24 protein-coding genes are annotated in these 25,033 nt (G+C 51.7%); 23 read left to right on the forward strand and 1 reads right to left on the reverse strand.

Features of this window, described 5'->3' with window-relative positions:
• The first annotated feature begins 1 nt into the window (after window position 1).
• From U8T64_RS11245 to U8T64_RS11350, 21 genes are all read left to right on the forward strand, one after another.
• Window positions 2–832 (forward strand): hypothetical protein, encoded by an 831-nt coding sequence (locus U8T64_RS11245; RefSeq protein ID WP_322183585.1) that lies wholly within the window; start codon window positions 2–4, stop codon window positions 830–832.
• Complete coding sequence (locus U8T64_RS13925; protein WP_437126004.1) at window positions 829–1,932, forward strand: DUF3846 domain-containing protein; 1,104 nt, start codon at window positions 829–831, stop codon at window positions 1,930–1,932. The genes U8T64_RS11245 and U8T64_RS13925 overlap by 4 nt, the downstream gene beginning before the upstream one ends.
• A 6-nt stretch (window positions 1,933–1,938) precedes the next feature.
• Window positions 1,939–2,739, forward strand: coding sequence for a hypothetical protein (locus U8T64_RS11260; protein ID WP_257329230.1), 801 nt, complete (start codon window positions 1,939–1,941; stop codon window positions 2,737–2,739).
• 30 nt (window positions 2,740–2,769) lie between these two features.
• The gene (locus tag U8T64_RS11265) at window positions 2,770–3,246 is read left to right on the forward strand and encodes a PcfB family protein (protein ID WP_257329229.1); all 477 of its coding nucleotides are present in this window, start codon (window positions 2,770–2,772) and stop codon (window positions 3,244–3,246) included.
• Complete coding sequence (locus U8T64_RS11270; RefSeq protein WP_322183589.1) at window positions 3,243–5,090, forward strand: VirD4-like conjugal transfer protein, CD1115 family; 1,848 nt, start codon at window positions 3,243–3,245, stop codon at window positions 5,088–5,090. The genes U8T64_RS11265 and U8T64_RS11270 overlap by 4 nt, the downstream gene beginning before the upstream one ends.
• A gap of 244 nt (window positions 5,091–5,334) precedes the next feature.
• Window positions 5,335–5,550: a Maff2 family mobile element protein gene (locus tag U8T64_RS11275; RefSeq protein ID WP_006861290.1), complete on the forward strand. Its 216-nt coding sequence runs from the start codon at window positions 5,335–5,337 to the stop codon at window positions 5,548–5,550.
• A 6-nt stretch (window positions 5,551–5,556) separates the two neighbouring features.
• The gene (locus U8T64_RS11280; RefSeq protein WP_162220583.1) at window positions 5,557–6,420 is read left to right on the forward strand and encodes a VirB6/TrbL-like conjugal transfer protein, CD1112 family; all 864 of its coding nucleotides are present in this window, start codon (window positions 5,557–5,559) and stop codon (window positions 6,418–6,420) included.
• Window positions 6,421–6,459: 39 nt separating this feature from the next.
• Window positions 6,460–6,903 (forward strand): SpoVG family protein, encoded by a 444-nt coding sequence (locus tag U8T64_RS11285; RefSeq protein WP_065535491.1) that lies wholly within the window; start codon window positions 6,460–6,462, stop codon window positions 6,901–6,903.
• Window positions 6,903–7,457 (forward strand): MT-A70 family methyltransferase, encoded by a 555-nt coding sequence (locus U8T64_RS11290; protein ID WP_322183596.1) that lies wholly within the window; start codon window positions 6,903–6,905, stop codon window positions 7,455–7,457. Before U8T64_RS11285 ends, U8T64_RS11290 begins: the two co-directional genes overlap by 1 nt.
• 33 nt (window positions 7,458–7,490) lie before the next feature.
• Window positions 7,491–7,925 carry a PrgI family protein gene (locus tag U8T64_RS11295; RefSeq protein ID WP_162220586.1) on the forward strand — a complete coding sequence of 145 codons (435 nt, stop codon included), beginning with the start codon at window positions 7,491–7,493 and terminating at the stop codon, window positions 7,923–7,925.
• Window positions 7,825–10,296 carry a VirB4-like conjugal transfer ATPase, CD1110 family gene (locus U8T64_RS11300; protein WP_322183598.1) on the forward strand — a complete coding sequence of 824 codons (2,472 nt, stop codon included), beginning with the start codon at window positions 7,825–7,827 and terminating at the stop codon, window positions 10,294–10,296. The genes U8T64_RS11295 and U8T64_RS11300 overlap by 101 nt, the downstream gene beginning before the upstream one ends.
• An 80-nt stretch (window positions 10,297–10,376) precedes the next feature.
• The gene (locus U8T64_RS11305; RefSeq protein ID WP_367575420.1) at window positions 10,377–13,004 is read left to right on the forward strand and encodes a CD1108 family mobile element protein; all 2,628 of its coding nucleotides are present in this window, start codon (window positions 10,377–10,379) and stop codon (window positions 13,002–13,004) included.
• 18 nt (window positions 13,005–13,022) lie between these two features.
• Window positions 13,023–13,268 carry a DUF4315 family protein gene (locus U8T64_RS11310; protein WP_213540082.1) on the forward strand — a complete coding sequence of 82 codons (246 nt, stop codon included), beginning with the start codon at window positions 13,023–13,025 and terminating at the stop codon, window positions 13,266–13,268.
• Window positions 13,258–14,454: a DUF4366 domain-containing protein gene (locus U8T64_RS11315; RefSeq protein ID WP_213540081.1), complete on the forward strand. Its 1,197-nt coding sequence runs from the start codon at window positions 13,258–13,260 to the stop codon at window positions 14,452–14,454. The genes U8T64_RS11310 and U8T64_RS11315 overlap by 11 nt, the downstream gene beginning before the upstream one ends.
• Window positions 14,455–14,632: 178 nt before the next feature.
• Window positions 14,633–19,405: a class B sortase gene (gene srtB, locus U8T64_RS11320; protein ID WP_317786139.1), complete on the forward strand. Its 4,773-nt coding sequence runs from the start codon at window positions 14,633–14,635 to the stop codon at window positions 19,403–19,405.
• Between the two features lie 66 nt (window positions 19,406–19,471).
• Window positions 19,472–19,954 (forward strand): hypothetical protein, encoded by a 483-nt coding sequence (locus U8T64_RS11325; RefSeq protein ID WP_213540079.1) that lies wholly within the window; start codon window positions 19,472–19,474, stop codon window positions 19,952–19,954.
• A gap of 200 nt (window positions 19,955–20,154) precedes the next feature.
• Window positions 20,155–20,766 carry a DUF6088 family protein gene (locus tag U8T64_RS11330; protein ID WP_213540256.1) on the forward strand — a complete coding sequence of 204 codons (612 nt, stop codon included), beginning with the start codon at window positions 20,155–20,157 and terminating at the stop codon, window positions 20,764–20,766.
• A 2-nt stretch (window positions 20,767–20,768) separates the two neighbouring features.
• Window positions 20,769–21,767 (forward strand): nucleotidyl transferase AbiEii/AbiGii toxin family protein, encoded by a 999-nt coding sequence (locus tag U8T64_RS11335; protein WP_317786138.1) that lies wholly within the window; start codon window positions 20,769–20,771, stop codon window positions 21,765–21,767.
• A 123-nt stretch (window positions 21,768–21,890) separates the two neighbouring features.
• On the forward strand, window positions 21,891–22,178 hold the full coding sequence (locus tag U8T64_RS11340) for a hypothetical protein (protein ID WP_317786137.1): 288 nt from the start codon (window positions 21,891–21,893) through the stop codon (window positions 22,176–22,178).
• A 1-nt stretch (window position 22,179) separates the two neighbouring features.
• Window positions 22,180–22,932 carry an FAD-dependent thymidylate synthase gene (locus U8T64_RS11345; protein WP_404852197.1) on the forward strand — a complete coding sequence of 251 codons (753 nt, stop codon included), beginning with the start codon at window positions 22,180–22,182 and terminating at the stop codon, window positions 22,930–22,932.
• Complete coding sequence (locus U8T64_RS11350; protein WP_317786136.1) at window positions 22,929–23,342, forward strand: dUTP diphosphatase; 414 nt, start codon at window positions 22,929–22,931, stop codon at window positions 23,340–23,342. Before U8T64_RS11345 ends, U8T64_RS11350 begins: the two co-directional genes overlap by 4 nt.
• A gap of 87 nt (window positions 23,343–23,429) precedes the next feature.
• On the opposite strand, the gene U8T64_RS11355 is transcribed toward U8T64_RS11350, so the two are convergent.
• The gene (locus U8T64_RS11355; protein ID WP_213540077.1) at window positions 23,430–23,744 is read right to left on the reverse strand and encodes a helix-turn-helix domain-containing protein; all 315 of its coding nucleotides are present in this window, start codon (window positions 23,742–23,744) and stop codon (window positions 23,430–23,432) included.
• Between the two features lie 148 nt (window positions 23,745–23,892).
• Between U8T64_RS11355 and U8T64_RS11360 the strand changes: the two genes are divergently transcribed.
• On the forward strand, window positions 23,893–24,408 hold the full coding sequence (locus U8T64_RS11360) for an SLOG family protein (RefSeq protein ID WP_317786135.1): 516 nt from the start codon (window positions 23,893–23,895) through the stop codon (window positions 24,406–24,408).
• Window positions 24,409–24,546: 138 nt separating this feature from the next.
• Entirely contained in the window at window positions 24,547–25,011 is a 465-nt protein-coding gene (locus tag U8T64_RS11365; RefSeq protein ID WP_173892412.1) for a VOC family protein, read from the forward strand.
• Window positions 25,012–25,033: the final 22 nt, after the last annotated feature.

The following is a 25,033-nucleotide window of genomic DNA, read 5'->3' on the forward strand; positions in this document are numbered from 1 at the left end:
TTTGGAAGAAAATAAAGATTACCGCGCTTACCGGTACGGCGATCATTTGGAACCAGGTGCAGAGTTGAAAATCGAGCACAGTATTTTTTGTGAAGATGTAGATATTTCTTCCCTGATTACAATGGGCGCTGAAAATCTGGAGGCCATGCGCCAGGGCAGCATTGACGGCGAGCAGAAAGCCTATGAGATTGTGGTTGCTGCGGCAAAGCAATGGGAAAAGCAGGCAGCCGCCACGCAAATGATTAACCGGGCGCTTTCTTACCTGCGGACCCCGGAGGTGACGCATACCGCAAATGAATGGCGCAAAACCGACAACTGGCGGAATGACGAGGAAATCAGTAACCGCGTCTACCGTATGACCTGTGGTATTTGGGAAGATACCAAATATGACCGGGAAACCAAACAGAGCGTACCGGTTGCCTGGTATGTGACCTGGGATGTCTATGTGAACTCCCCAAAACAGGGTTATGGCGAAAAGATTGCCGGGCAAAATCAGAAACGCTATACGGACAAAGCCGCTGCGGAAAAGTACCTGGAAGGACGGAAGAAAGCCTACTCCCATTTATTCACGGAAATTTCCCCGCAGATACCCAAACAGTATGAGCGCCATTTTACCGTATATGGAGCACTCCTGCCGGGGTACACAGTGGAAGGCCAGGAACCGGTAAAAACGGACCGCACCGCCGCCGACATTTCGGAGGGCGGTATTTCTATGCCCGAAAAGCCGGAGAAACCTTCCGTGCTGGGAAAGCTGTCTGCGGCCAAAACGCAGGAGAAAACACCTGCTGCCCCCGGTGCGGCAAATAAAAAGAAGGAGGATATGCAGCTATGAAAGTGTTAATGGTAGAGCCGGGCAAATCTCCCTCTGAAACTGAAATTGAGAGCGGGCTGGAATCACTGCAGGCTGCCGTTGGCGGAGACATTCAGGCAACTTATCCCTATGAGGACCCGGTGGCGCTGATCTGTAATGACGAAGGCAAGCTCATAGGGATGCCCTTAAACCGGGCTCTTTATGACGATGGCGGGCGTATGTATGATATTGTTGCCGGAAACTTTTTGATCGTTGGGCTTGGCGAGGAAGATTTTATCGGCCTTTCCCCCGACTTGATGGAGAAATTCAGTGAGCAGTTCAAATACCCAGAGAAGTTCTTCCGGCTGGCGGGTGAGATCGTTGCGGTGAAGCAGCCCCTCCCGCCAGAGGAAAAGCAGCAACCGGCTCCTGTCATGGAGGAACCTGACAGGGATGACATAAGGCTTGACGATACCACGGATTTGGCCTTTGACCTGGATGAATTTTTCAGACAGAACAGCGGGGCCTATGCAGAGCTGTACCCGGATTTCCATGCAGAAAAGGAACGCATGGCGGACGAACTGCTTTCAGGCGATACCGGAAAAATCCGCATGAGGCTGGCGGCATTTGAGCGTGAGGAACACATGGAGGGAGAAACGGCACTGCTTCTGGAGCGTATTTCTTCCTATGAAAAGGAGTATGGGATCAGCACTTATTCCATTTACCAGCTTGACTTATCGGACAATGCGGATAACCTCCGTTTTATGTCTCTTGACTGGCTGGAAAAGAAAGGGCTCCCGGTAGACAGGGACAATTACCAAATGGTCTATGCGGCACAGCTTTCGCCCGGCGAAACGCTGGAGGATATTTATACACGCTTTAATATCGACCACCCGGAGGACTTTAAGGGTCATTCTCTTTCTGTCTCTGATGTGGTTGTGCTCCATGAAAAAGGCAGCGACAGCGCCTACTATGTGGACAGCATTGGATTTAAGGAGCTGCCGGATTTCTTCGGCGGCACCCGGCAGCAGGAGGCAAAACGGGACGGTTCGCTGCGGGAGCAGCTTGACGACGCAAAGAAACAGGCGGCAAAAGCGGAACCTAAGACGCCGGAGAAAAAGAAAGAACCAGAAAGGAGCTGATAGCTTATGCTGATGGCAGAACAGGAACCCTATGCCTTAATGGTGCAGCCGGACGATATGCTGATTAGTCCCCGTGAGGTAAATGACAACTTCGGGACAATAGTATGCTTCCACCCCCGTTATGCCCTGGGCGACCATCACAATTATATGGACAAAGACGATTTCCTGCGGGAAATGTACTTAAACACCGTTGGCAACAACGAGCGCGGCATGGAACGCTATGAGCGCATGGTAAATATGGTCTGGAGCCGGAAAATGACCGGCGACCACCCCGATCCCCGCGCCGTGGATGATACCATGCTCCGGGTGATCTCTGAAAAATACATAGTGATGCCCCTGTATCTCCTGGATCACAGCGGCCTTGCCATGCAGACCACCAGTTTCAACGATCCCTGGGACAGCGGGCAGGTAGGATGGGTGTATGTTTCCAAAGAGAATGTGCTGAAAGAATTTGGCGCGGAGAAAATGACCGGTGCCCTCCGAAAGAAAGCCGAGGATTTGCTGCGGAGCGAGGTTGCCGAGTATGATGCCTATCTCCGGGGTGAGTGCTATGGCTTTGAGCTGTATAAAAACGGTGAGCTTTCGGATAGCTGCTGGGGCTTCATTGGGAATCTGGAAGATGCCTGTAAAGCAATGGCGGATTATCTGCCGGACGAGTGCAAAGGCATGACGGAGCACCTTTCGGAAGTGAAAGAGCCGGCTTCCATGATTAAGACGCTCCTTCGGCACGCCCGTATTCAGATTGAACAGGCGGCGAAGGCCCATGAACACGCCCCGCGCCAGCAGGTGCTAAGCGAGGCGCGGTAATGAACAAACTACATTTTTTCAGGAAGGAGGATGCAGGTGCAGGAAGATATTGAACAAAGAACTGTTTCCATCACCGTCCAGGCGTCAAAGCTGACCGGACGGGTGCTGAAAGCGGCCATTGCCGCCGCACTTCAAAAGATAGAGCAGGAACGCAATACCCCAAAGGTTGGCCGCAACAGCATGAAGCGGCTGACGGCCAGGGACCCCGGCGCGAATACCATTGAAGTGACCGGGCGGATTCGCTCTTTTGAACGGATCGCCAAAAAGCATGAGGTCCGCTATCACATTGAAAAGGACCCCGGCACAGACCCGCCCAAATGGACGGTGTATTTCAAGGCGAACCAGGCGGACGCTCTGACCGCGGCATTTAAGGAATATACAAGAAAAGACCTTGCCCACAGCACCAGGTCGTCGCTGCTTTCCCAGCTTGCCAAATTTAAGGAACTGGCGCAGGCGCTTGGTCGTGACAAGGTAAAGAACAAGGAGCATGGAGGGCCGGAGCGTTGAAGATAGATACCGATACCCTGAAAAAGCAGGTGATCCTCCACCTGCCTTACCTTCTGTTCCTTTTGGTATTCGCGAAGCTGGGCCAGGCGGTGCGGTTGGCTCCCGGAGCAGATGCTTCGCAAAAAATGCTGGGGTTAAGTGAAGGATTCACCTATGCCTTTCAGAGCATGTGGCCCGGTGCTGGGATCGACTGGCTGATTGGTCTTTGCGGTGCGGCCATTGTGCGGCTGGCGGTCTATCTCAAAGGAAAGGACGCCAAAAAGTACCGCAAAAACGTGGAATACGGTTCTGCCCGCTGGGGCAGCAAAACGGATATTGCACCGTTTATGGACCAAAAGCCGGAAAACAACATCATTCTGACGCAGACAGAGGGGCTTATGATGTCCGGCAGGCCGAAGAATCCGGCCAATGCCCGGAATAAAAATGTGCTGGTGGTGGGCGGTTCCGGTTCCGGCAAAACAAGATTTTTTATCAAGCCCAATCTCATGCAGATGCACAGCTCCTATGTCGTTACCGACCCGAAGGGCACGGTCTTGATTGAGGTTGGAAAGCTGTTAAGCCGGGGAACCGCGAAACTGGATAAGGACGGAAAGCCGGTCCGGGGCAAAAATGGGAAGATTGTGTATGAGCCTTATAAAATCAAGGTATTCAACACCATCAATTTCTCAAAGAGTATGCACTATAACCCTTTTGCGTATATCCACAATGAGAAAGATATTCTTAAACTGGTAACGGTGTTGATCGCAAATACCAAAGGAGAAGGAAAATCCGGGGATGACTTTTGGGTCAAGGCCGAAACGCTGCTCTATACGGCGCTGATCGGCTACATCTACTATGAAGCGCCCTCCAATGAACAGAACTTTTCCACGCTGGTAGAAATGATAAACGCTATGGAGGTCCGGGAGGATGACGAGACTTTCAAGAACGCGGTTGACCTGCTCTTTGACGCCCTGGAACAGAAGGAGCCGGACCACTTTGCTCTCCGGCAGTATAAAAAATACAAGCTGGCCGCCGGTAAGACCGCAAAATCCATATTGATTAGCTGCGGCGCCAGACTTGCCCCCTTTGACATTAAGGAAGTCCGGGAGATCACCATGTATGACGAGCTGGAGCTTGACCTGGTGGGCGACAGGAAAACGGCGCTGTTTTTTATCATCAGTGATACGGATGCGACCTTTAATTTTCTTGTCAGCATGGCTTATACCCAGCTATTTAACCTGCTCTGTGAGCGGGCGGATGATAAATTCGGGGGCAGGCTCCCGGTCCATGTGCGGTGCCTAATCGACGAGGCGGCCAATATCGGGCAAATCCCGAACCTGGAAAAGCTGATGGCAACGATCCGAAGCCGTGAAATTTCGGCCTGCCTGGTATTGCAGGCGCAGAGCCAGCTCAAAGCACTTTATAAGGACAACATGGACACGATCATAGGCAACTGTGATTCTTCTCTTTTCTTAGGCGGTAAGGAGGAAACCACCTTGAAAAGCTGGAACTCCCTGCTGGGGAAAGAAACCATTGATATGTATAACACCAGCGTCACGAAGGGCACCCAGGAATCCCACGGGCAGAACTTTCAAAAATTGGGGAAAGATTTGATGTCCGTTGACGAGCTTGCGGTAATGGACGGCGGCAAATGCCTCTTGCAGATTAGGGGTGTGCGTCCCTTCCTGTCCCGTAAGTATGATATTACCAAACACCCGAATTACAAATACCTTTCGGATTTTGACGAAAAGAACGTCTTTGACATAGAGAAATACCTGTCTACAAGGCTGCCTGTACGTCCCGGAGAGCTGTACCCCAACTATGAGATCACGCCGGAAGAACTGGCAGCACAGACAACCGCATAAAATCCCGCCGTATCATTTCCTTATTATATGGCGGGATTTTATATATCCTTTTGAAAGGAGGTGCCTATTGCGGATTCGTGATTCTCCCTGACAACTGAATATCCCCGCAGGTCTTACCCTGCCCCTTATGCCGCCGTCATGTTTTTGTAGATTTTCTATTTGAGCATGGCGGCGGCTTTTTTCGTTTCCGAGCCAATGCGGCCACAACAACAAATTTTATAAATATTAAGGAGGACTAAAATATATGGCATTTTTCGCAAGCGCGATTGACACTTTGAAGATTCTCGTTATCGCTCTGGGCGCCGGCCTCGGCGCATGGGGCGTCATCAACCTTCTGGAAGGATACGGAAATGACAACCCTGGGGCCAAATCACAGGGAATGAAGCAGCTTATGGCGGGCGGCGGTATCGCCCTGGTGGGTGCCACGCTGATTCCGCTCCTGTCCGGCCTGTTCGGTTAATAGCCGATGGGCAGTCTGTTTGACTGGATAACAGACTGGATCAAAGAGGGCCTGATCGAAGCGATCACCGGGCAGTACACCAGTATTTTTGAATCGGTAAATAACCAGGTCGCAGATGTGGCCGGGCAGGTCGGACAGACCCCGCAGGGCTGGAATGGCGGCGTGTTCAGTATGATCCAGAATCTTTCTGAAACCGTCGTCATTCCCATTGCGGGCATTATCCTGACCTTTGTGCTGGTATATGAGCTGATTCAGATGATTTTGGAAAAGAACAACATGCACGACTTTGATACCTTCAACATCTTTAAGTGGATTTTCAAAACTTTCGTAGCCACCTACCTGCTCACCAACTGCTTTACGATTGTCATGGCGGTGTTTGATGTCGCCCAAAATGTGGTATCGCAGAGCGCCGGCGTAATAAACGGGAATCTGGATGTCACGGCGGCGCTGGCTGATTTGGAAACGCAGCTTGAAGCAATGGGTATGTGGGAGCTGATCGGCCTGTGGCTGGAAACCAACATCATCAACCTGTGCATGTGGGTACTGTCTATTGTAATCTTTGTCATTGTCTATGGCCGCATGATTGAAATATATCTCACGGTCAGTCTGGCACCCATACCGTTTTCCACAATGGCAAACCGTGAATGGGGACAGATGGGGACGAATTACCTTCGTTCCCTGTTCGCCCTGGGTTTCCAGGGGTTCCTGATCCTGGTATGCGTCGCAATCTACGCGGTGCTGGTCCAGTCGATCCCCTCGTCCGGCGATATTCACGGTGCGATCTGGGGCACGGCGGGATATACCGTCCTGCTGGCCTTCGCCCTCTTTAAGACAGGCTCGTTATCAAAAAGTATTTTCAACTCGCATTAGCGGGTAACAACTATATTCTAACAAGGAGGAACTTTCATTATGAGTAAAACCAACACTGAACCCATGCAGCCGGAGGCCCAGGTGTCCGAAGGCTTGAAGCTGGATGTAACCGTGCGCCCGATTGCCCCGATGGGGAACCTCTTGGCCTTTGCCAACGTGACGATTGGCGACTGCTTCAAGATCGACGGCTTCCGTATCTGCTCCGGCGAAAACGGCCTGTATGTCAACATGCCTTCCACCCAGGATAAGCAGGGGAAATGGAGGGATGTCTGCTGGCCTGTGACGGCGGATTTTCGCAGGCAGCTTAATGATGCCCTGATCGAAGGGTACGGCCAGGCGATTGAAAATTTGCAGGCCACCCTTGAAGCGACCAAAGGGGCAGCGGAGAAACCTTCCCTGACCGGCACCCTGAAGGAAAATGCCGGGAAGGTCAAGACGCAGCCGGCAAAGCCCGCAACTGCCAAGAGTGAGCAGGCCCGCTGATGCCAGATACCGGAAAATATGGCATTGTGTACGCAGACCCGCCCTGGCGCTATGACATGAAGCGCGGAAAAGGCGTGGCGGAAAACCATTATCCTACCATGAGCATTGATGAAATATGCGCACTGCCGGTTGCAGACCTTGCAGCCAAAGACAGTGCGCTTTTTCTATGGGCCACCTTCCCGCAGCTCAATGAGGCGTTCCGGGTGATGGAGGCATGGGGTTTCCAGTATAAGACCCTGGCGTTTCTGTGGCTGAAGCAGAACCGGAAAGCCGATAGCTGGTTTTATGGGATGGGCTTCTGGACCCGCTCTAACGCGGAGGTGTGCCTGCTTGCAACACGCGGGCACCCGAAACGCCAGTGCGCGGGAATCCACCAGTTTGTGATCTCCCATATCGAGCAGCACAGCAAGAAGCCCGATGAAGTGCGGGACAAGATCGTAAAGCTCATGGGCGATCAGCCCAGGGTGGAGCTCTTTGCCAGGCAGCAGATGCCCGGATGGGATGTGTGGGGCAACGAAGTGGATTGCAGTATCACGATGCCGCAGAATGGATAGAAAAGATTCTCGCAGATCGGAGGTGACAACGAAATGCCCTATGTACCCGTACCCAAAGACTTAACTACAGTCAAGACCAAAGTAGCCGCTGGCCTGACGAAGCGCCAGCTTATTTGTTTCAGTCTGGCCGCACTGGTGGGGCTGCCGGTATATTTCCTTACCCGCGGCGCCATCGGCAATTCAGCGGCGGTGCTCCTTATGATCGGCCTGATGATGCCCTTTTTCTTCTTTGCCATGTATGAGAAGGACGGGCAGCCGGCGGAAAAGCTATTGAGGAACCGGCTCCGCTATAAGCTCTGGCCGAAGAACCGCCCTTACCGGACGGAAAATCTCTATAAATCCATTTCCAAAAAGGAGGTATCACAGATTGCCAAAAACCAAACAGCAGGAGGCGCAGGAAAAACGTCTGCAAAGAAACGTAAAGCAGGCCCAAAAGACCCGCGCCGAAGCAAGAAAGGCAGGAAGTAAAGCTGCCTCTCCTGCCGGGCCGAAGAAAAAGCCCGGCTTTTTTTCCAGGCTGAAAGCGGACGCGCCACAGACGGTCCAGCAGAGTATTCGCTATAAGGAAATGTACCGGGACGGTATCTGCCGTGTAAGCGGCAATTATTACACCAAGACGGTGCAGTTCTTCGACATTAACTACCAGCTTGCACAGGCAGATGATAAAGCGCAGATTTTTGAGGGTTACTGCGATTTCCTCAATTATTTTGACGCTTCTATCCATGTGCAGCTCACCTTTATCAACCAGCAGGCCAATATGCAGGACTTTGTTCGGAGCATAGATATTCCTACCCGTGGGGACGAGTATGACGGAATCCGCAGGGAGTATGGGGATATGTTAAAGGGACAGCTCCAAAAAGGCAACAACGGCCTTACCAAGCGGAAATATATCACCTTCGGCATTGAGGCTGACGACCTTCGCACCGCGAAGATGCGCCTGGAGCGGATCGAGGCCGATGTGCTGGCAAATTTCAAAGCCTTAGGAGCACAGGCAAAGCCGTTAGACGGGCTGGAACGCCTGGAGCTTTTGCACAGCCAGCTCCACCCGGACGGGCAGGAAAAGTTTCATTTTACCTGGGCGGATCTGCCGAAAACCGGACTTTCCACAAAGGATTTTATTGCGCCCTCCGGCCTGTCATTCTCGAATGACGGAAAGACCTTCCGGGTGGCTGACCATTCCGGGGCAGTGTCCTTTTTGCAGATTTTAGCGCCGGAGCTGACGGACCGGCTGCTGGCGGAGCTGCTTGACCTGGACGACGCCGTGACGGTGAACCTGCATATCCAGTCCATCGACCAGGCCCAGGCGATCAAGAACATCAAACGCAAGATGTCAGACCTGCAGAAAATGACCATTGAGGAACAGAAGAAAGCGGTCCGTGCCGGGTATGACATGGACATCATACCTACCGACCTTGCCACCTATGGGGAAGAAGCAAAAAATCTCCTGCAGGATTTGCAGAGCCGGAATGAGCGTATGTTTTTAGTCACGGTACTGGTGGAGAACATCGCGCCGAAACGCCAGAAGCTGCTTAACGATATTCTGTCTGCCTCCGGTATTGCGCAGAAATATAACTGTGCCCTGAAACGTCTGGACTACCAGCAGGAACAGGGGCTTATGTCCTCTCTTGCCTTAGGGTTGAACCAGATTGAAATTGAGCGTGGGCTTACGACAAGCAGCACCGCCATTTTCGTGCCGTTTACGACCTGCGAACTGTTCCAGGAGGGCGAGGCGCTTTATTATGGCCTGAACGCTTTAAGCAATAACCTGATTATGGCGAACCGCAAGAACTTGAAGAATCCAAACGGCCTGTTCCTGGGAACGCCCGGCAGCGGCAAGTCTTTCTCAGCAAAGCGTGAAATCGTCAATGTGTTCCTTCTGACGGAGGATGACATCATCATTGCAGACCCCGAAAATGAGTACGGGCCTCTGGTACAGCAGTTCGGCGCCCAGGGGCAGGTCATTGACATTTCCCCGACTTCCACCAACTATATCAATCCGATGGACATCAACCTGGACTATTCGGACGATGAAAACCCCATCACTCTGAAAAGCGATTTTATCCTGTCGCTGTGTGACCTGATTATCGGCGGCAAGGAAGGGCTTTCCCCGATTGAGAGGACCATCATTGACCGCTGCACGAGGCTTGTGTACCGGGATTATTTGCAGGATCCACGCCCGGAAAATATGCCGGTCCTGGGCGACTTGTATGAGCTGCTTTTGAAACAGGCGGAGCCGGAGGCGCAGAATATCGCTACGGCGCTGGAAATCTACGTCAATGGCTCCCTGAATGTGTTCAATCACCGTTCCAACATTGACATGAACAACCACCGGGTACTCTGCTTCCAGTTAAAGTCTCTAGGCAAGGCCCTGAAAGAGATCGGGCTTCTCATTATGCAGGATGCCGTGTGGAACCGTGTCACCGCCAACCGCTCCAAACATAAGACGACCTGGTTCTATATCGACGAATTCCACCTCCTTTTGAAAGGCCAAACCGGGAGTTTCAGCGTGGAAATCTGGAAAAGATTCCGTAAATGGGGCGGCATACCATCGGGCCTGACGCAGAATGTAAAGGACCTGCTGGCCTCCCGTGAGATTGAGAATATCTTTGAGAACTCGGATTTTATCTACATGCTGAACCAGGCCCAGGGAGACCGGCAGATTCTGGCGAAGCAGTTGGGGATTTCCCCGCACCAGCTTTCCTATGTGACCCATTCCGGCCCTGGCGAGGGGCTTCTGTTTTTCGGGAATGTGATCATCCCCTTTGTCGATCATTTTCCGAAAGACACCCTGTTATACAGCGTACTCACAACACGGCCTGATGAAGTGGCAGGTGCGTAAATTCCCGAAAATAAAAATGACTGGAGGTGATAACAGTGCCGCGGGAAAAAGAATTTCAGAGGAAAAAGAAAGATACCCGGATGCCGGTCCGTGATTCCCATGCGGAGGAACGTATGGACACCCGGCAGAGCGAACAGGATTTTAACCTGCTGCGGGCCAGGGACGCCCTTTCTTCTTCGGGAACGGCCCGGAGCCGGAGGTATGAAACCGCAGCACAGCAGGCAGCGGAAGGTACACAGCCTTTCAAAGCGGATGTACCGCAGCAGCCGGATATTTCCATACCGGAACATTTGGAAAGCAGGGATATGGACCATGAGCCGGCACGGGCACCTGAAACACGGAACCCTCTGGAACCGGGAACTTCTGCACCGGAACCGCGCCGGAGGGATTTCAGATATGAAGATTCCCGGCGTGAGGATTCTGACAGCGGCAATTCTGGTACAGAACGCCACACACAGGGAGAACCCGGTCAGGCAGAACGCCGTTCCCGGATGCACCAGCACGGCAACAGATACCAGCAGCGCTTCCAGGAGGCGGCCAAAGCCGAGGAACCAAAGGAGAAACCGCCGGAGGCAGCCGAAGGAGAACCGAAACGGCCTTCCAAGCTGGAATTTGCCGCTGACGAACTCCCACCGGAAACAGCGGATAAGAAACTCACCCAGGCCAGACGGAAAGCAGAACGGACAGCGGAAAAGCTGGAACAGGCGGAAAACCGCCTGCCTGCCCGCCGTAAGCTGCGTATGGAAACATCTTCTGACCCTGATACGGGTAAGGCCAAAAAACGCCTGAAATTTGAAAAGGAGGTGAAATCCCAGCGGGCCCATGTAAAGGGGCCTGCTCCGATGCGCCCGGTAAAGGCCGGCGCAAATATGGCGGTTGGTTACGCCCATAAAAAAATCTACCAGGCGGAAAATGAAAATGTCGGCATTAAAGCGGCCCACCGCACCGAGCTTGTAAGCGAGTCGGGGCTGCGCATGGCATACCACAGGCATAAGACCGCGCCATACCGCAGGGTGGCAAAATTACAGCAGAAATCAGCCAGGGCCAATGCCCGGCTTGCCTACCGGCAGGCATTACAGGACAACCCGGAGCTGAAGAAAAATCTTCTTGCCCGGATGTGGCAGAAACAGAAAATAAAACGCCAGTATGCCAAAGCAGCCAGAGAGGCGAAAAAAGCGGGAAAGCGCGCAAAGGACACCGCTGTTACAACAGAAAAGATTGCTGCCGGCGTGGTCCATGCCATCAAGCGTCACCCAGTTATATGCGGAATCGTGATCCTGCTCCTTTTGGTATTTTTCCTGATTACATCCCTGTTTTCTTCCTTTTCTAATATTGGAACCGGAGGGCTGGGGAGCCTTGCTGCCTCTACTTATCTGGCGGACGATGCGGACATCAACAATGCGGAGCTTATATATACCGAGTGGGAAACGGACCTGCAGATGCAGATCAACCGTGTGGAATCGGACCGGCCCGGTTATGACGAGTACCGCTATAATATCGGCCCCATTGAGCATGATCCTTACGTTTTAATGGGGTATCTCACCTCTGCGTATCAGGATTTCACCTCTGCACAGATTGAGAGCGTCCTCCGGGAGCTTTTTAACGGGCAGTATTCCCTATCCTGCACGGAGGAAACGGAAATCCGCTACCGGACAGAAACAAGCATTGACCCGGAGACCGGCGAGGAAACAGAGGAAGAAGTGCCTTATGAGTGGCACATTCTAAATGTAACACTTACTACCATGCCGCTTGAAAACTTGGTGGTTTCACGCATGGACGCAGACCAGAAGGAAATTTGCGAGATTTTATTGCAGACCAAAGGCAACCGGCAGTATGTGAAAAATGTATTTGGCACGAACTGGCTGCCCTATGTCACCAGCTACTACGGCTACCGGGTACACCCGATCAGCGGGGAAAAGAATTACCATACCGGCGTTGATATTGGGATGTCCCAGGGTACACAAATCCTTGCCGGGCATGACGGCACGGTCACGCTGGCCGGTGAAGCCGGTGGTTATGGCCTGTGTGTCGCCATTGAGGGCGAGGCTTACGAGGGGCATACCCTTACGACGAAATACGGGCACTGTTCGCAGATTCTTGTGTCCGTGGGCCAGGAGGTCAAGGCCGGGGATGTGATCGCAAAGGTCGGCAGCACCGGAAATTCCACCGGGCCGCACCTGCACCTGGAAGTGTTGGTTGACGGGCAATACCTGAATCCTCTGTACTTTGCCGATACCGGCGATACCAGCGAGCGTCATTTGCCAGCGGCAGGCGCAGGCGGCGGAGGAAACTATTTTGACTATGATGTTCCACCGGAGGCTCTTGCGGATGAAAAGTTTGCCGCTATGCTCGCGGAGGCTGAAAAGTATTTAGGCTATCCGTATGTATGGGGCGGCGCAAGCCCTTCCACTTCCTTTGACTGTTCCGGCTATGTTTCCTGGGTAGTCAACCATTGCGGCGTGGGCTGGAATTTCGGACGCCTGACCGCAGATGGGCTTTTAGGCGTGTGTACGCCTGTATCAAGCGCCGATGCAAGACCCGGCGACCTGATATTCTTCCAGGGCACCTATAACACCAGCGGCGCAAGCCATGTAGGAATCTATGTGGGTAACGGAATGATGATCCATTGTGGGGACCCAATCTCCTACGCAAATATCAACACAAGCTACTGGCAACAGCACTTTTATACATTTGGGCGTCTGCCCTGACAGATTGGAGGTAATAAATTGAACCCTAAGATTGAAAAACTGGAGAAAGAGATCGACAAGACAAAAACCAGGATCGCGGAGATGCAGGCCAAGCTCCGCGATCTGGAAAAACAGAAAACGGAGCTGGAGAACACCGATTATGTGGCGATTGCCCGCAGCTTCCATCTGACCCCCCAGCAGTTGGCCGAATTTCTGAAATCGCAGCAGGCCGCCCCGGGCGGGGATGGTCCGCTTAAGAAACAGGAGGAAATGAATGAGGACTAAAAAAATCTCTCTGCTACTGGCGCTTGTGCTTATCATAAGCGCCATAGCTTTGCCCCTGACGGCTTATGCTGCCGGGGACAAAGATACCACACCGCCAAAACTCACGGCCTCCCTGGACGGCGACTCGCTGAAAATAGAAAGCAGCGACGATCATTCCGGCGTGGAGGCGGTTTTTGTAGACGGGAATCGTATCAATTCTTTAACCAATGGGGCGGCTTCCGTTGCCTTAAAGGACTATGCCGGCACAGAAAAACAGGTGAGTGTGTATGCCCAGGACTATGCCGGGAACCGCTCAAAGACCGTGAAGTTTGAGAATCCCTATTACAAGGAACCGGCACCTACGGAAAAACCTTCTGCCACAGTACAGCAGGCCCAGAGCAGTACGCCATCTGTAAAACCGGTACAGGCTCAGGCGGCTTCTTCCGGAAGTACAAACAACAGCGCCCAAAGCGGCAATTCCGGGAATGGCTCTAATGCAGGTACGAACACGGGCAATAATGCCGGCAGCAATGCAGCGTCCGGCACAAACGGAAATGGCAATAGCTCCAATTCACAGGAGGAAACGGAAACTACTTCTTCTATCCCGGAGGGAGCATTTACCCCGGAAGGTACCGGAACGGTTCTGGATGAAGCTACCGGCGAGGGTGACGATAAGCAGTTTTATACGATTACCACCGAAGCCGGAAATGTATTCTATCTTATCATCGACGGAAAAAGGGACAATAACAACGTCTATTTCCTGAACGGCGTTACCGAAGCTGATTTGATGGCCCTGGCGGAAAAGGGCGACGGCAGCGTGAGCGTGATCCCGGCTGCGGATGTCTGCACCTGTACGGAGAAATGCGAGGCCGGAAAAGTCAATACCGCCTGCCCGGTCTGCAAGAACGACCTGAAGGGCTGCACCGGAAAAGAAAAACCTGCGGAAACAGAGGAACCCGCACAGACCGAACAGCCGAAAAAGGACAATGGCAGCGCTGGCACGATTATTTTTGTGATCGTCGCCTTGCTTGCAGTCGGAGGTATCGGCTACTATGTGAAGATCGTGCGCCCGAAGCAGCAGGCGGAGGCCGAATTTGACGAGGACGACGGCTACGGGGAGGGCTTTGACCCGGACGAGGCTTACGGTGAGCCGGAATATCTCTCCGAGGATGACTTTGAGGATAGCACCCATGAGGACGGCGAGTAATGCGCCGTCCTTACCTATTTTATGAAAGTGAGGTCTTTCTATCGTGAATATAAAAACAAACACACACCGCCGCGGCCTGCACAGGATCGTGGCATTTTTACTCTGTGCGGTATGCGTCTTTGGGTTAATCCCCACACAGGCATTTGCCATGTCGCCAGGTCAAAAGGCGAGCTCATGGATGGGTGATTATTATGTCGGTTCTGACGGAAACGGATATTATTCTCCTGCTCCGACCATCTTCATGGCCTATCATGCAGACGGAACCGCGGAATTTTTATCCAGTTCCGGCGGCCATCGATACAAGCACTATATGATGACAGATTCGGACGGTGTAACCCATTCTGTCTACTGCGTGGAGAGTGGGATTCCCTATGAGGCTTCTGATAATGGCTATACTTCCGAAAGCGGAAAAAACAGCACTTATTTGAATCTGCTTCCTTCTGCTGCCCGACGCGGAATTACCTTGACAACAATTTACGGTTGGAAACCCGGCTCATCTCTGCCGGTTTCCGGAATTAACGCAGATGACTATAAAATGGCGACTCAGATTATTTTGTGGGAGTACCAGCAACAGCTCCGTACCGACCCGTATAGCCGCCACGGAAATGGGCAGGCACCGGCAGATCAGTTTTACAATATAATCGCTGGGCGCCCGGCAGAGAAAGCCTACAACTGGATTCTTTCACAGGTTGCTTCCCATTCTACGGTTCCATCCTTTACTTCCACGAAGAAAAGCGAAGCCCCGGAGTTGGAACTGAAATGGGACACGGTGAAAAAAGTCTATACCCTGACTGTCACTGACACCAATAACCTGAAAATCAATCTGGAAACCTTGAAAGGCAGCGGCGTTTCCGTCACAAGAAACGGGAACAAGTACACGTTCACCAGCAAGAACATGATTATGAACCCTGTCACCTTTGAATTCCGAAAGGATATTCCGGTTGCCAATGACATGCTGATTTGGGGCAGACCCGGCTACCAGACTATGATGACCGGTGCCAGCGACCCGGTTTCCTTTTTTGTGAAGATCAAGACCGAAACCTACGGCACCGCAAAGATTGTCAAGACCAGCGAGGACGGCATTGTGTCCGGGATTCCTTTCCGTATCTCCGGCACGGACATTCTGGGAAATAAAGTGGATGAAACTGTAACTACCGGAGACAACGGGCAGATCAAAGAAAAGCTGCTGCCCGGCACCTATCTGGTGAAGGAGCTGCCGGTGGACCGCTATGTGACCCCTTCCGCGCAGTATGTGACGGTTGAGAGCGGTCAGACGGCCTCCGTCCATTTCAGCAATATCCTGAAGAAATTCCGCGTCCATGTGATTAAGAGCGACGCGGACACCGGAACCGCCCAAGGTGATGCTACCCTTGCGGGTGCGACTTACGGCCTGTTCAATAACGGTGATCTGGTAGATACCTATACCACCGGGCCGGACGGCAGCTTTATGACCCGCTACTATGTCTGTGGTGATAGCTGGACGGTACGGGAAATTGATCCCAGCACCGGCTACCTATTAAATGATATGGTCTATGAGGTGGGCGCTTCCCCGACGCTGTACGAAGTGGAACTGAACACCACGGAGAACCAGGTCACGGAAACCGTGATCTATGGCAATATCCAGCTTGTAAAGCATACGGACGACCTGGACCCGGATGTGTCCGAGGATGAAAATACGGACGAACCAAATGAGGGTGTGATCGAGCGCCCGGAGGCCGGGGCTGTCTTTGAAATCTACCTGAAAGCGGCGGGCAGCTATGACGCGGCGAAGGAAAGCGAGCGTGATTTGCTCACAACCGATGGGGATGGCTTCGCTTCCTCCAAAATGCTGCCTTATGGTCGTTATACGGTTCACCAGGTAGCCGGCGAAGAAGGAAAGGCGTTTATCCCGGACTTTACCGTATTTATTTCCGCAAACGGCCAGACTTACAGCTATATCCTGAATAACCGTACCATCACGGCACGACTGAAAGTGGAGAAATGCGATGCGGAGACCGGCAATATTATCCCGATGACGGGCACTGGTTTCCAGATCAAGGATTTGTCTACCGGGGAATTTGTCAACCAGGAAATCTATTATCCGAATCCGGAAACCCTTGATACTTTCTATGTTTCGGACGAAGGCTGGCTCATGCTGCCGGAACCTCTGCATACCGGGGATTATGAGCTTTACGAGGTGGCGGCACCTTACGGCTATGTCCTTTCCAGTGAGCCCGTACCGTTCACCATTGACGGCAGCGAGGCGGTTGTGACCGTAACACAGTATAACATGCCGCAAAAGGGACAGCTCACCATTACAAAGACCGGCGAGGTATTCACTTCCGTCCAGGAAAACGACGGCCTGTATCAGCCGGTATATGAAGTGGCCGGGCTTCCCGGTGCGGTCTATGATGTGATCGCCGACGAAGATATTTATACCGGTGACGGTACGCTTCGCGCGGCAAAGGACACGGTTGTGGAAAACCTTACCACCGGGGATGACGGGACGGCACAGAGCGGGCTTTTGTACCTGGGCCGCTACCGCCTGGAGGAACGCCAGGCGCCGGCAGGCATGGTATTAAATTCTCAGCCAGAATATGTAGAGCTTACCTATGCTGGTGAAACTGTGGAAGTGACACAGACCGCCGTTGGCCTTTATGACGAGCGCCAGAAGGTGGATGTGAGCCTGTTCAAAGCACTGGAAACGGACGAGCTGTTCGGGCTTGGCATGAATGAGGAATACAAGGATATTTCTTTTGGACTGTATGCTTCCGATAACCTGACGGCTGCGGATGGCAGCGTGATCCCGGCTGGCGGCCTTCTGGAAGTGGTTTCCGTTTCTGCAAATGAGGCGGGCGGCTATGACGCTTCTTTCGCCTCTGACCTTCCTTTTGGCAGCTACTATGTGAAGGAACGCACCACAAACAGCGCTTATATCCTTTCCGATACCGAGTACCCGGTAGTATTTGAATATGCGGGCCAGGAGGCGGCGCTGGTACAGATTCTTGTGGGTGAGGGCGAGGCCGTTCCCAATGACCTGCTTCGTGGGCGTGTAGACGGTGTGAAATACGGTGAAAACCCGGAGGGCGGCGAGACTGTGAAGCTGGCCGGCGCGGTGATGGGCCTGTTTCAGCCGGACACCGAGGAATTTACCGAAGAAAACGCACTGCTTACCGTAACCACCGGCCAGGAGGGCAGCTTTGCCTTTGAGAATATCCCTTACGGCCACTGGATCGTAAAGGAAATTTCCGCTCCCGCGCTTTATACAGTGAGCCCGGAGGAACACCATATTTATATCGGTGTGGACGGCCAGGCAATCGAAATCCGTGTGGATGATACCTTGATCCGCGGACGGGTGCAGCTCCATAAGACCGAGGCGGTGGATGAACCTTCCTCTGTGGAGAGCGACAAAGAGAATACCTTCCTGCGCTTCCTCTCCGGCGCAGTATTTGAACTGTATGAGGACATCAACGGCAACAAGGAGCTGGATGCCGAAGATACCTTGGTAGGCACTCTGAAAGAAACAGACGGCGGATTCCACATGGCGGAGGATCTTCTGGCTAAAGGCTATTTCGTAAAGGAAAAGAAAGCGCCGGAGGGCTACCAGCCTGACGAAAACGCCTACTATTTTGAAATCACCGAGGACGGCCAGACCGTTGTGATCGAAAACGGCGAGGCAGGCCGGGGCTTTACTAATGAGGCATACCGCGGCAACTTGAAAATTACCAAAGATTCCAGTGACGGACGAAAGGACGGCTTTGCCATTGAGGTCAAGAGCGCGGACGGTTCTTACTGTGAGACATTCACCACACCGAAATCCGGCGTGATCGAGGTTAAGGGACTGCGCGTCGGTATTTATACCGTAACCGAGCTTTCCAACCGTGCAAGCAAGGATTATATCATTCCTGACGCGGCCACGGTGGAGATCAAGGCGGATCAGACCGCCACGGTTCAGTTCTTCAACGAGAAGCCGGAGGAACCGGAAACTCCTGATAACCCGAAAACGCCTTCCAATCCGTCTAACCCTTCCACCCCTTCTAATCCTGATAAGGGAGTACCGCAGACCGGGGATGATAATTTTATTTTCCTATACGGCGGGCTTCTTGTGCTGGCTGTGATCGGCGGCGGGCTGTTCGCTGCTCTCTATTTCAAAAAGGGAAAATACAGTAAGAATACCCCAAAGACAAGAGCTGTCGGTATTACGGTGGTTTCCATCTGTGCGGCGCTGGCATTAGGCAGCGGCTTTCTGATGGTTCGCGACATCTGCCAGTATACCGAAAGTGCCGGAGCCTATGAGGACCTTGCTTCTCTTGTAGAACTGCCGGAGCAGACCGAAGCGCCGGAGGATGATACGACGGAAACGGAACCTGCCGGGGAGGAACCTTCTGTGGTCCTCCCTGTGGTAGACTTTGAGGCTTTAAGGGAGACCGGGCCGGACATCATCGGATGGCTTACCCTTCCTGATACGCCTGTCAACTATCCGGTGACGCAGGCGGACGACAACGAGTATTACCTGCACCACTTGTATGACGGCACCTACAATAAGGTGGGATGCCTGTTCGCGGATTATGAGAACAAAGCGGATTTTTCTGACCGAAACACCATTATTTACGGGCATAACATGCGGGACGGCTCCATGTTCGCCGCCCTGAATGAGTATGACGAACAGAGCTACTTTGATACCCATAAGCAGATGTACCTTGTGACCCCGGAGGGCGGTTATCTCTGTGAGATTTTCGCAGCGTTTGTGGCAAAGCCTTCCGAATCCGGCAGCGATACCTCTCCCTGGCGTCTTAGCTGGAAGGATGACGGCTCTTATACGACCTGGCTTACCGCTATGGCAGAGCGTTCCGTTGTGGAAACGGACGTCACGGTGACAAGCAGCGATAAAGTGCTGACCCTTTCCACCTGTACGCCCGGAGGCGCGAGCCGCTTCATCGTCATGGCTAAGCTGGTGGAAGTAAACAACTGAACAGAGTGAAAACCGGTGCGGGGGCATGTGCTCCCGCACCAGTCATTTACAAGGAGGATTTTTTCTATGGTGAATACCATTGTTTCAATACCCGGCTATGTACACCTGTACCGTTCCCTTCTCCGGTTCTATGACATGCCGGAAAATGAGATCAGGGAAATGCTGTATTTGCTTAACACGGCCAACCTGGACTGCTACGAGTATTACCACCCGGAGCGGGAACTGGTTGAGAGCGGCCCGGTAGCCTTCTGCCACTGGCTGGAGACGATGGACTGCCGGCCCTACCGCACGGAGGTACAGCTTTATAAGTCGCTACTGTTCCTACAGCGCAGCGTGGACCGGGATCTGATCGTGACCTCCCAGCGGGAGGCATTGCAGACGCTTAGATGTATTATCTCCAATATCGAATACCGCTTCTACAAGGCTTATGAAATGGAGATCGAGGATAAACGGACCGTGTACGGGGAATGTACCTATCGCCTGGTTCCCAGGGAGGACGAACCCAGCGTGTGCCTGATGCACGACTGGATTTATCTGCCCTCTGCTTAAAAATGTCCCGAATAATATATAAAATACGGGACAAAAAAGTAGTATATGCTCTGCCCCTTGCCGGCAGCGGTTCCTTCCTTTTTTGAGATTGCTGTATAAATCCTGATCTGCGTGGGAATACTATAAACAAAACTCTCGGAGCCTATTGAAAATTTGTCCCGAATAATATATAATATTCGGGACAAAAGGAGGTGAGCAAAGTGGCAAATGGATATTCCAGGCAGATTCAGGAGCGAATTGGCGCAGCGGCAGAAGGAACCGTTTTTGTCAATTCTGATTTTGCTGATATTGCTGATACGGAAACCATAAGACGGAACCTGAACCGGCTTACACAGGCAGGTACGCTCCGGCGGATTTTGAAAGGTGTTTACGAGAAGCCGGAATACAGCGAAATGCTGAAAGAATATGTAGCGGCGGACCCGGAGGCGGTAGCAAAAGCGCTGGCCCGGAACTATCACTGGACGATTGCTCCCTGTGGGAATACGGCGCTGAACCTGTTAGGGCTTTCCACGCAGGTAACAGCGGTATGGTCCTATATCAGCGACGGTCCATATAAGACCTATGAGTGGAATTTCACAAAGCTGGAATTTAAGCACAGGACTAATAAGGAGATCACGGGTCTTTCTTATATGACGGTTCTGGTGATTCAGGCATTGAAAACTTTGGGGAAAACAAATGTCACTTCCAAAACGATTCAGACGCTTAGCTCCCGGTTGAATGAGGACGATAAAGCCGCTATGCTAAGAGAGGCGGCAGAATCTACGGATTGGGTTTACAATGCGATACGGCAGATTGCCGGGGAGGTACAATAGAGATGAAACATGTTGCAAAATTTTCAGACAATGATAAGCGGAGGCTGTTCCGTAACACAGCAGATAAGATGGGGCTCAACGATGCCATTGTGGAAAAAGATTTTTGGGTATGCTTTACGCTGGATTATCTGTTTCAACGTTCCCCCTGGAAAGATTCGATTACCTTTAAGGGCGGTACCAGCTTGTCAAAAGCCTTTCACCTGATCAGCCGGTTTTCCGAAGATATTGACCTGATTCTGGACTGGCGGGTTTTAGGATATGGCAAAGACGAGCCCTGGGAGAAACGCTCCAACACGAAGCAGGACGCTTTCAACAAAGAGGCCAATGCACGGGCGGAGGTCTTTCTGGCAGAAACCTTCTGCCCCGCAATCAAAGAAGGATTATCTCAGGAGCTTGGCCGTGAAGCTGACATTCACATGGACGAGGAAGAAAAGCAGACAGTTATTTTTGCCTACCCAAAACTGTTTACCAATGCGGGAACCTTGCAGGTGATCCGACTGGAAATCGGGGCGCTGGCAGCCTGGACGCCGGCGAAGTCGGCGGAGATTATGCCGTATGCCGCGGAGTATTACCCTGACATATTTGCACAGAAGGACACAAGTATTTTGACTGTGGCTCCGGAGCGGACCTTTTGGGAAAAAGCTACGATCCTGCACCATGAGGCCAACAGGCCGGAACATCTGGAAATGCCGCAGCGGTATTCCAGGCATTATTACGATTTGTACCGCATGGCTATGACCCCGGTAAAAGAAGCCGCTTTCTTCCGGCTCGACCTGCTGAAGAAGGTTGTGGATTTCAAAATGAAATTCTATCCCAGAGCATGGGCAAAGTACCCGGAGGCTGTGCCAGGCACCTTAAAGTTGATCCCGCCGGAATACCGGTTCGCAGCGTTAGAGGCGGATTACGATTCCATGAAGGATATGCTGTATGGTGATGTTCCCACATTCGATACTGTCATAGCAGAGGTCCGGGAACTGGAAAAAGAAATCAATACCCTGTAACAACTACATAACCATTTATTTGCCGGCTATTCTAAGATGTTTTAGGATAGCCGGCTTTCTGTTTTCAAAAAGGAGGAATGTCACATTACACAAAATGAAGTCAATACTGTTTTTGACGAGCAGGTGCGGCTCTGCGCCGACACGCTGCAACGGAAAACAAAAGAATACACCGGAGACGATACGGACCGGCTGGGAGCCTTTAAAGCGGCGGCAGCTTTGCAGCAAACCACGCCAGAGCGTGCCCTTGCCGGGATGCTGGCAAAGCATATCGTTTCCCTGTATGACATGTGTTTTGCCGATGGCGTCAGCTTTGGCATGGACACATGGGACGAAAAGATTACAGACAGTCTCAACTATCTGTTTTTACTGAAAGCCATTGTAAAGGAGGGACATACCAATCAACAGAATTGAAGTGAAGATTTTGAATTGCCAGGCGGTTGCAGAGGCCGAGAAAAACATGGTCTTTGCTGCCCGGCTCACTCAAAGGGGCCACCGGATCGCCAGAATGGATGATCTGATGGCCCTTTATGAAAAATCATTTAGTAACGATACTGTGGCGGTCATCGGCGGGCTTCCGCACCCCACGGTCCAGAAATTTGCACTCATCACCGTTGCCATTGTCGGGGCAAGCCGGCGCTTTCTGGCGCAGATCACACGCCACCAGAATGAGGTCAAGTTTATGAGTGCGTCCTTGCAGTACAGCAATTATACGGGGCAGGCAGATTTTGCCGTACCCTATGAAGTGCTGACCGCGCCCGATTTTGTCCGGGAACTGTACCTGAATAGCTGTCACGAAGGCATGGATTGCTATGAGCAGCTATGTAATGCCGGCGTCGGCCATGATGCGGCGGGATATGCCACACCCCAGGGGCTTCGGAATGTGCTGATTATCAGCGCCACGCCCTATCAGTGGAAACACATCATCGGCCAGCGGGTTTGCCGGCGCAATACGGACGAGACCCGGATCGTGCTCTTAAAAATCTGGCAGGAGCTTTATGCTTTAAGCCCGGTGCTGTTTGCGTCTGGTCTTACAGGCCCTTTCTGTCAGAGATATAAATGCCTGGAGGGGAAAATGACCTGCGGAAAAATGTTGAAAGAGGACATGACGCCGGAGGATATTCTGAAAATGGACTATCCGGCGATTTTGGAAGGAGGCGGCACATGAAGATCAAACTAATTGACTTTGGCGCGCCGGAGAGCCGTCGCCCTTTCCGTCCACACGGCAACGACGCCGGGGCGGATGTGTATATGCCCTATGACTGCACCTTGCAGCCGGGAGAAATTGCAAAGGTTCCGCTTGGGTTCGGGATCGAAGTACCGGACGGGTACGCTGGCTATGTATTCCCCCGCACCAGCATGGCGGCAAAGGGTCTGGTCTGTGAGCTGCCCCCGGTAGATTCCGGCTACCGCGGGGAAATCCATGCCATTATCAGTAATGTAAGCAACAAACCGCAGGAGCTTTCCAAAGGAGCGCGGGTAGGACAGCTTGTGATTACTCCGGTTGTAATTGCGGATTTTGTTTCGGATTTGGGAGTAGAGCGCGGAACCGGAGGGTTTGGAAGTACCGGGACATAAATCAGGATAAATATAGAGTGTTTCCAGACTTAATTTAGGACAGTATGGGAAATAATAAGAAGAAAGCGGTCATTTTCCGTGACCGCTTTACTTCTTGCTGTTCAATTCTTTCATAATGCCGAGGATATATGTCATTGATCTGGAATCCAGTTTCTTTGCCTCTGCAATAAATTCCTGCAAGGTCTCTGGATAAAGGTTTTCTTCGTCAAAGAATTCCTTCGGCGTTACGCCGAGATATTCGCAGATATAAAAGAAGGACTGCATGGCAGGAAGTGATTTTTTGTTTTCGATGTTATTGATGTAGTTGTTCGCTTGCCCCAACGACAATGACATGTCGCGTGCAGATACACCCTTTTGTAATCTCAGCTTTGCCAGCCGTTCCGGGACGAATTCTTCATACATCACCCTCACCTCCCATTCTATAATAGATTGTACCTCACGCAGACGCATTATTCACAAATAGAAAAAGGGTGTTTGCGTTGACTTGCAAAAATAAACCTATTATAATAATGAGAGATACAAAATTAAATCTATCAATCGGAGGAACCTGATGGAAGGAAAGACTTGCTGTGTCACAGGACACAGAGATATACCTGCTGATGAAACAGCCCATGTAAAGGTGGCTCTGCGCCGGGAAATTGGAAAAGCAGTAAACGATGGTTTCACTATCTTTCTCTCCGGCTTTGCGGATGGCGTGGATCAATACTTTGCGGAGATTATTCTGGAGCTGCAGAATAAAAATCCAGATTTGAAGCTGATCGCAGTGCTTCCATACCGGAAACGGAAGGACAGCCTGTGCCAGAAGGAACACACAAACACCCTGCTAAATGCCTGTGCAGAGGTTATCGTAATCCAAGAAGAATACAGACCCAACGTCTATTCCAAACGCAACCGCTACATGGTGGAACGTGCAGACCGTGTAATTGCAGTATATGACGGACGGGAAAAAGGCGGTACAGTTAAGACCATTCGTTATGCGCACCAATTTCGGAAGGAACTGCGGGAAATACCCGTAGGGCTAATCTTGGACAAAAACAGGACAAATCCTGGACAAAACCGGATATGAAAAAGTGGAGATACAGGCTGCTCTATGGTATAATAAATGTTCAACCGTGAAGGCCAGTGACAATCCGGTTGGACTTACAGAGAATAATAAATCACCTTTTGCGAAAATGGGAAACCACAGTTTGAAAGGAGTATTTGCATGAAACACGTATGTATGCTTATAGCGGTGGCCGACATTAACGCCGCGAGAAAATTTTATGAGGATTTGTTTGGATTAGAGGTGTTCCAGGATTATGGCAGAAACATTGCTTTTACCTGCGGCCTGGCATTGCAGCAGGATTTTGACTGGCTTGTAGATCTGCCAAAAGAAAAGGTATTAAAAAAATCCAATAATGCGGAAATCGTTTTTGAGGAACAGGACTTTGACGGTTTTCTGAACAAGTTGAAAGAATACCCGGATATTGAATATCTGGGAGAAGTGATCGAGCATAGCTGGGGTCAGCGGGTGATTCGGTTTTACGATTTGGACGGGCATATCATAGAGGTTGGCGAGGATATGAAAATGGTGATAAAGCGTTTTCTTGCTTCCGGCATGACAATGGAAGAAGTCTCTGTGAAAATGGACGCTTCTATTGAGGATTTGACAAAACTTCTAAACAGCTAATACATGATGGACGAATAAGCAA

The sequence above is a fragment of the Neglectibacter caecimuris genome, assembly GCF_034335015.1.
Lineage (GTDB): Bacteria > Bacillota > Clostridia > Oscillospirales > Acutalibacteraceae > Acutalibacter > Acutalibacter caecimuris_A.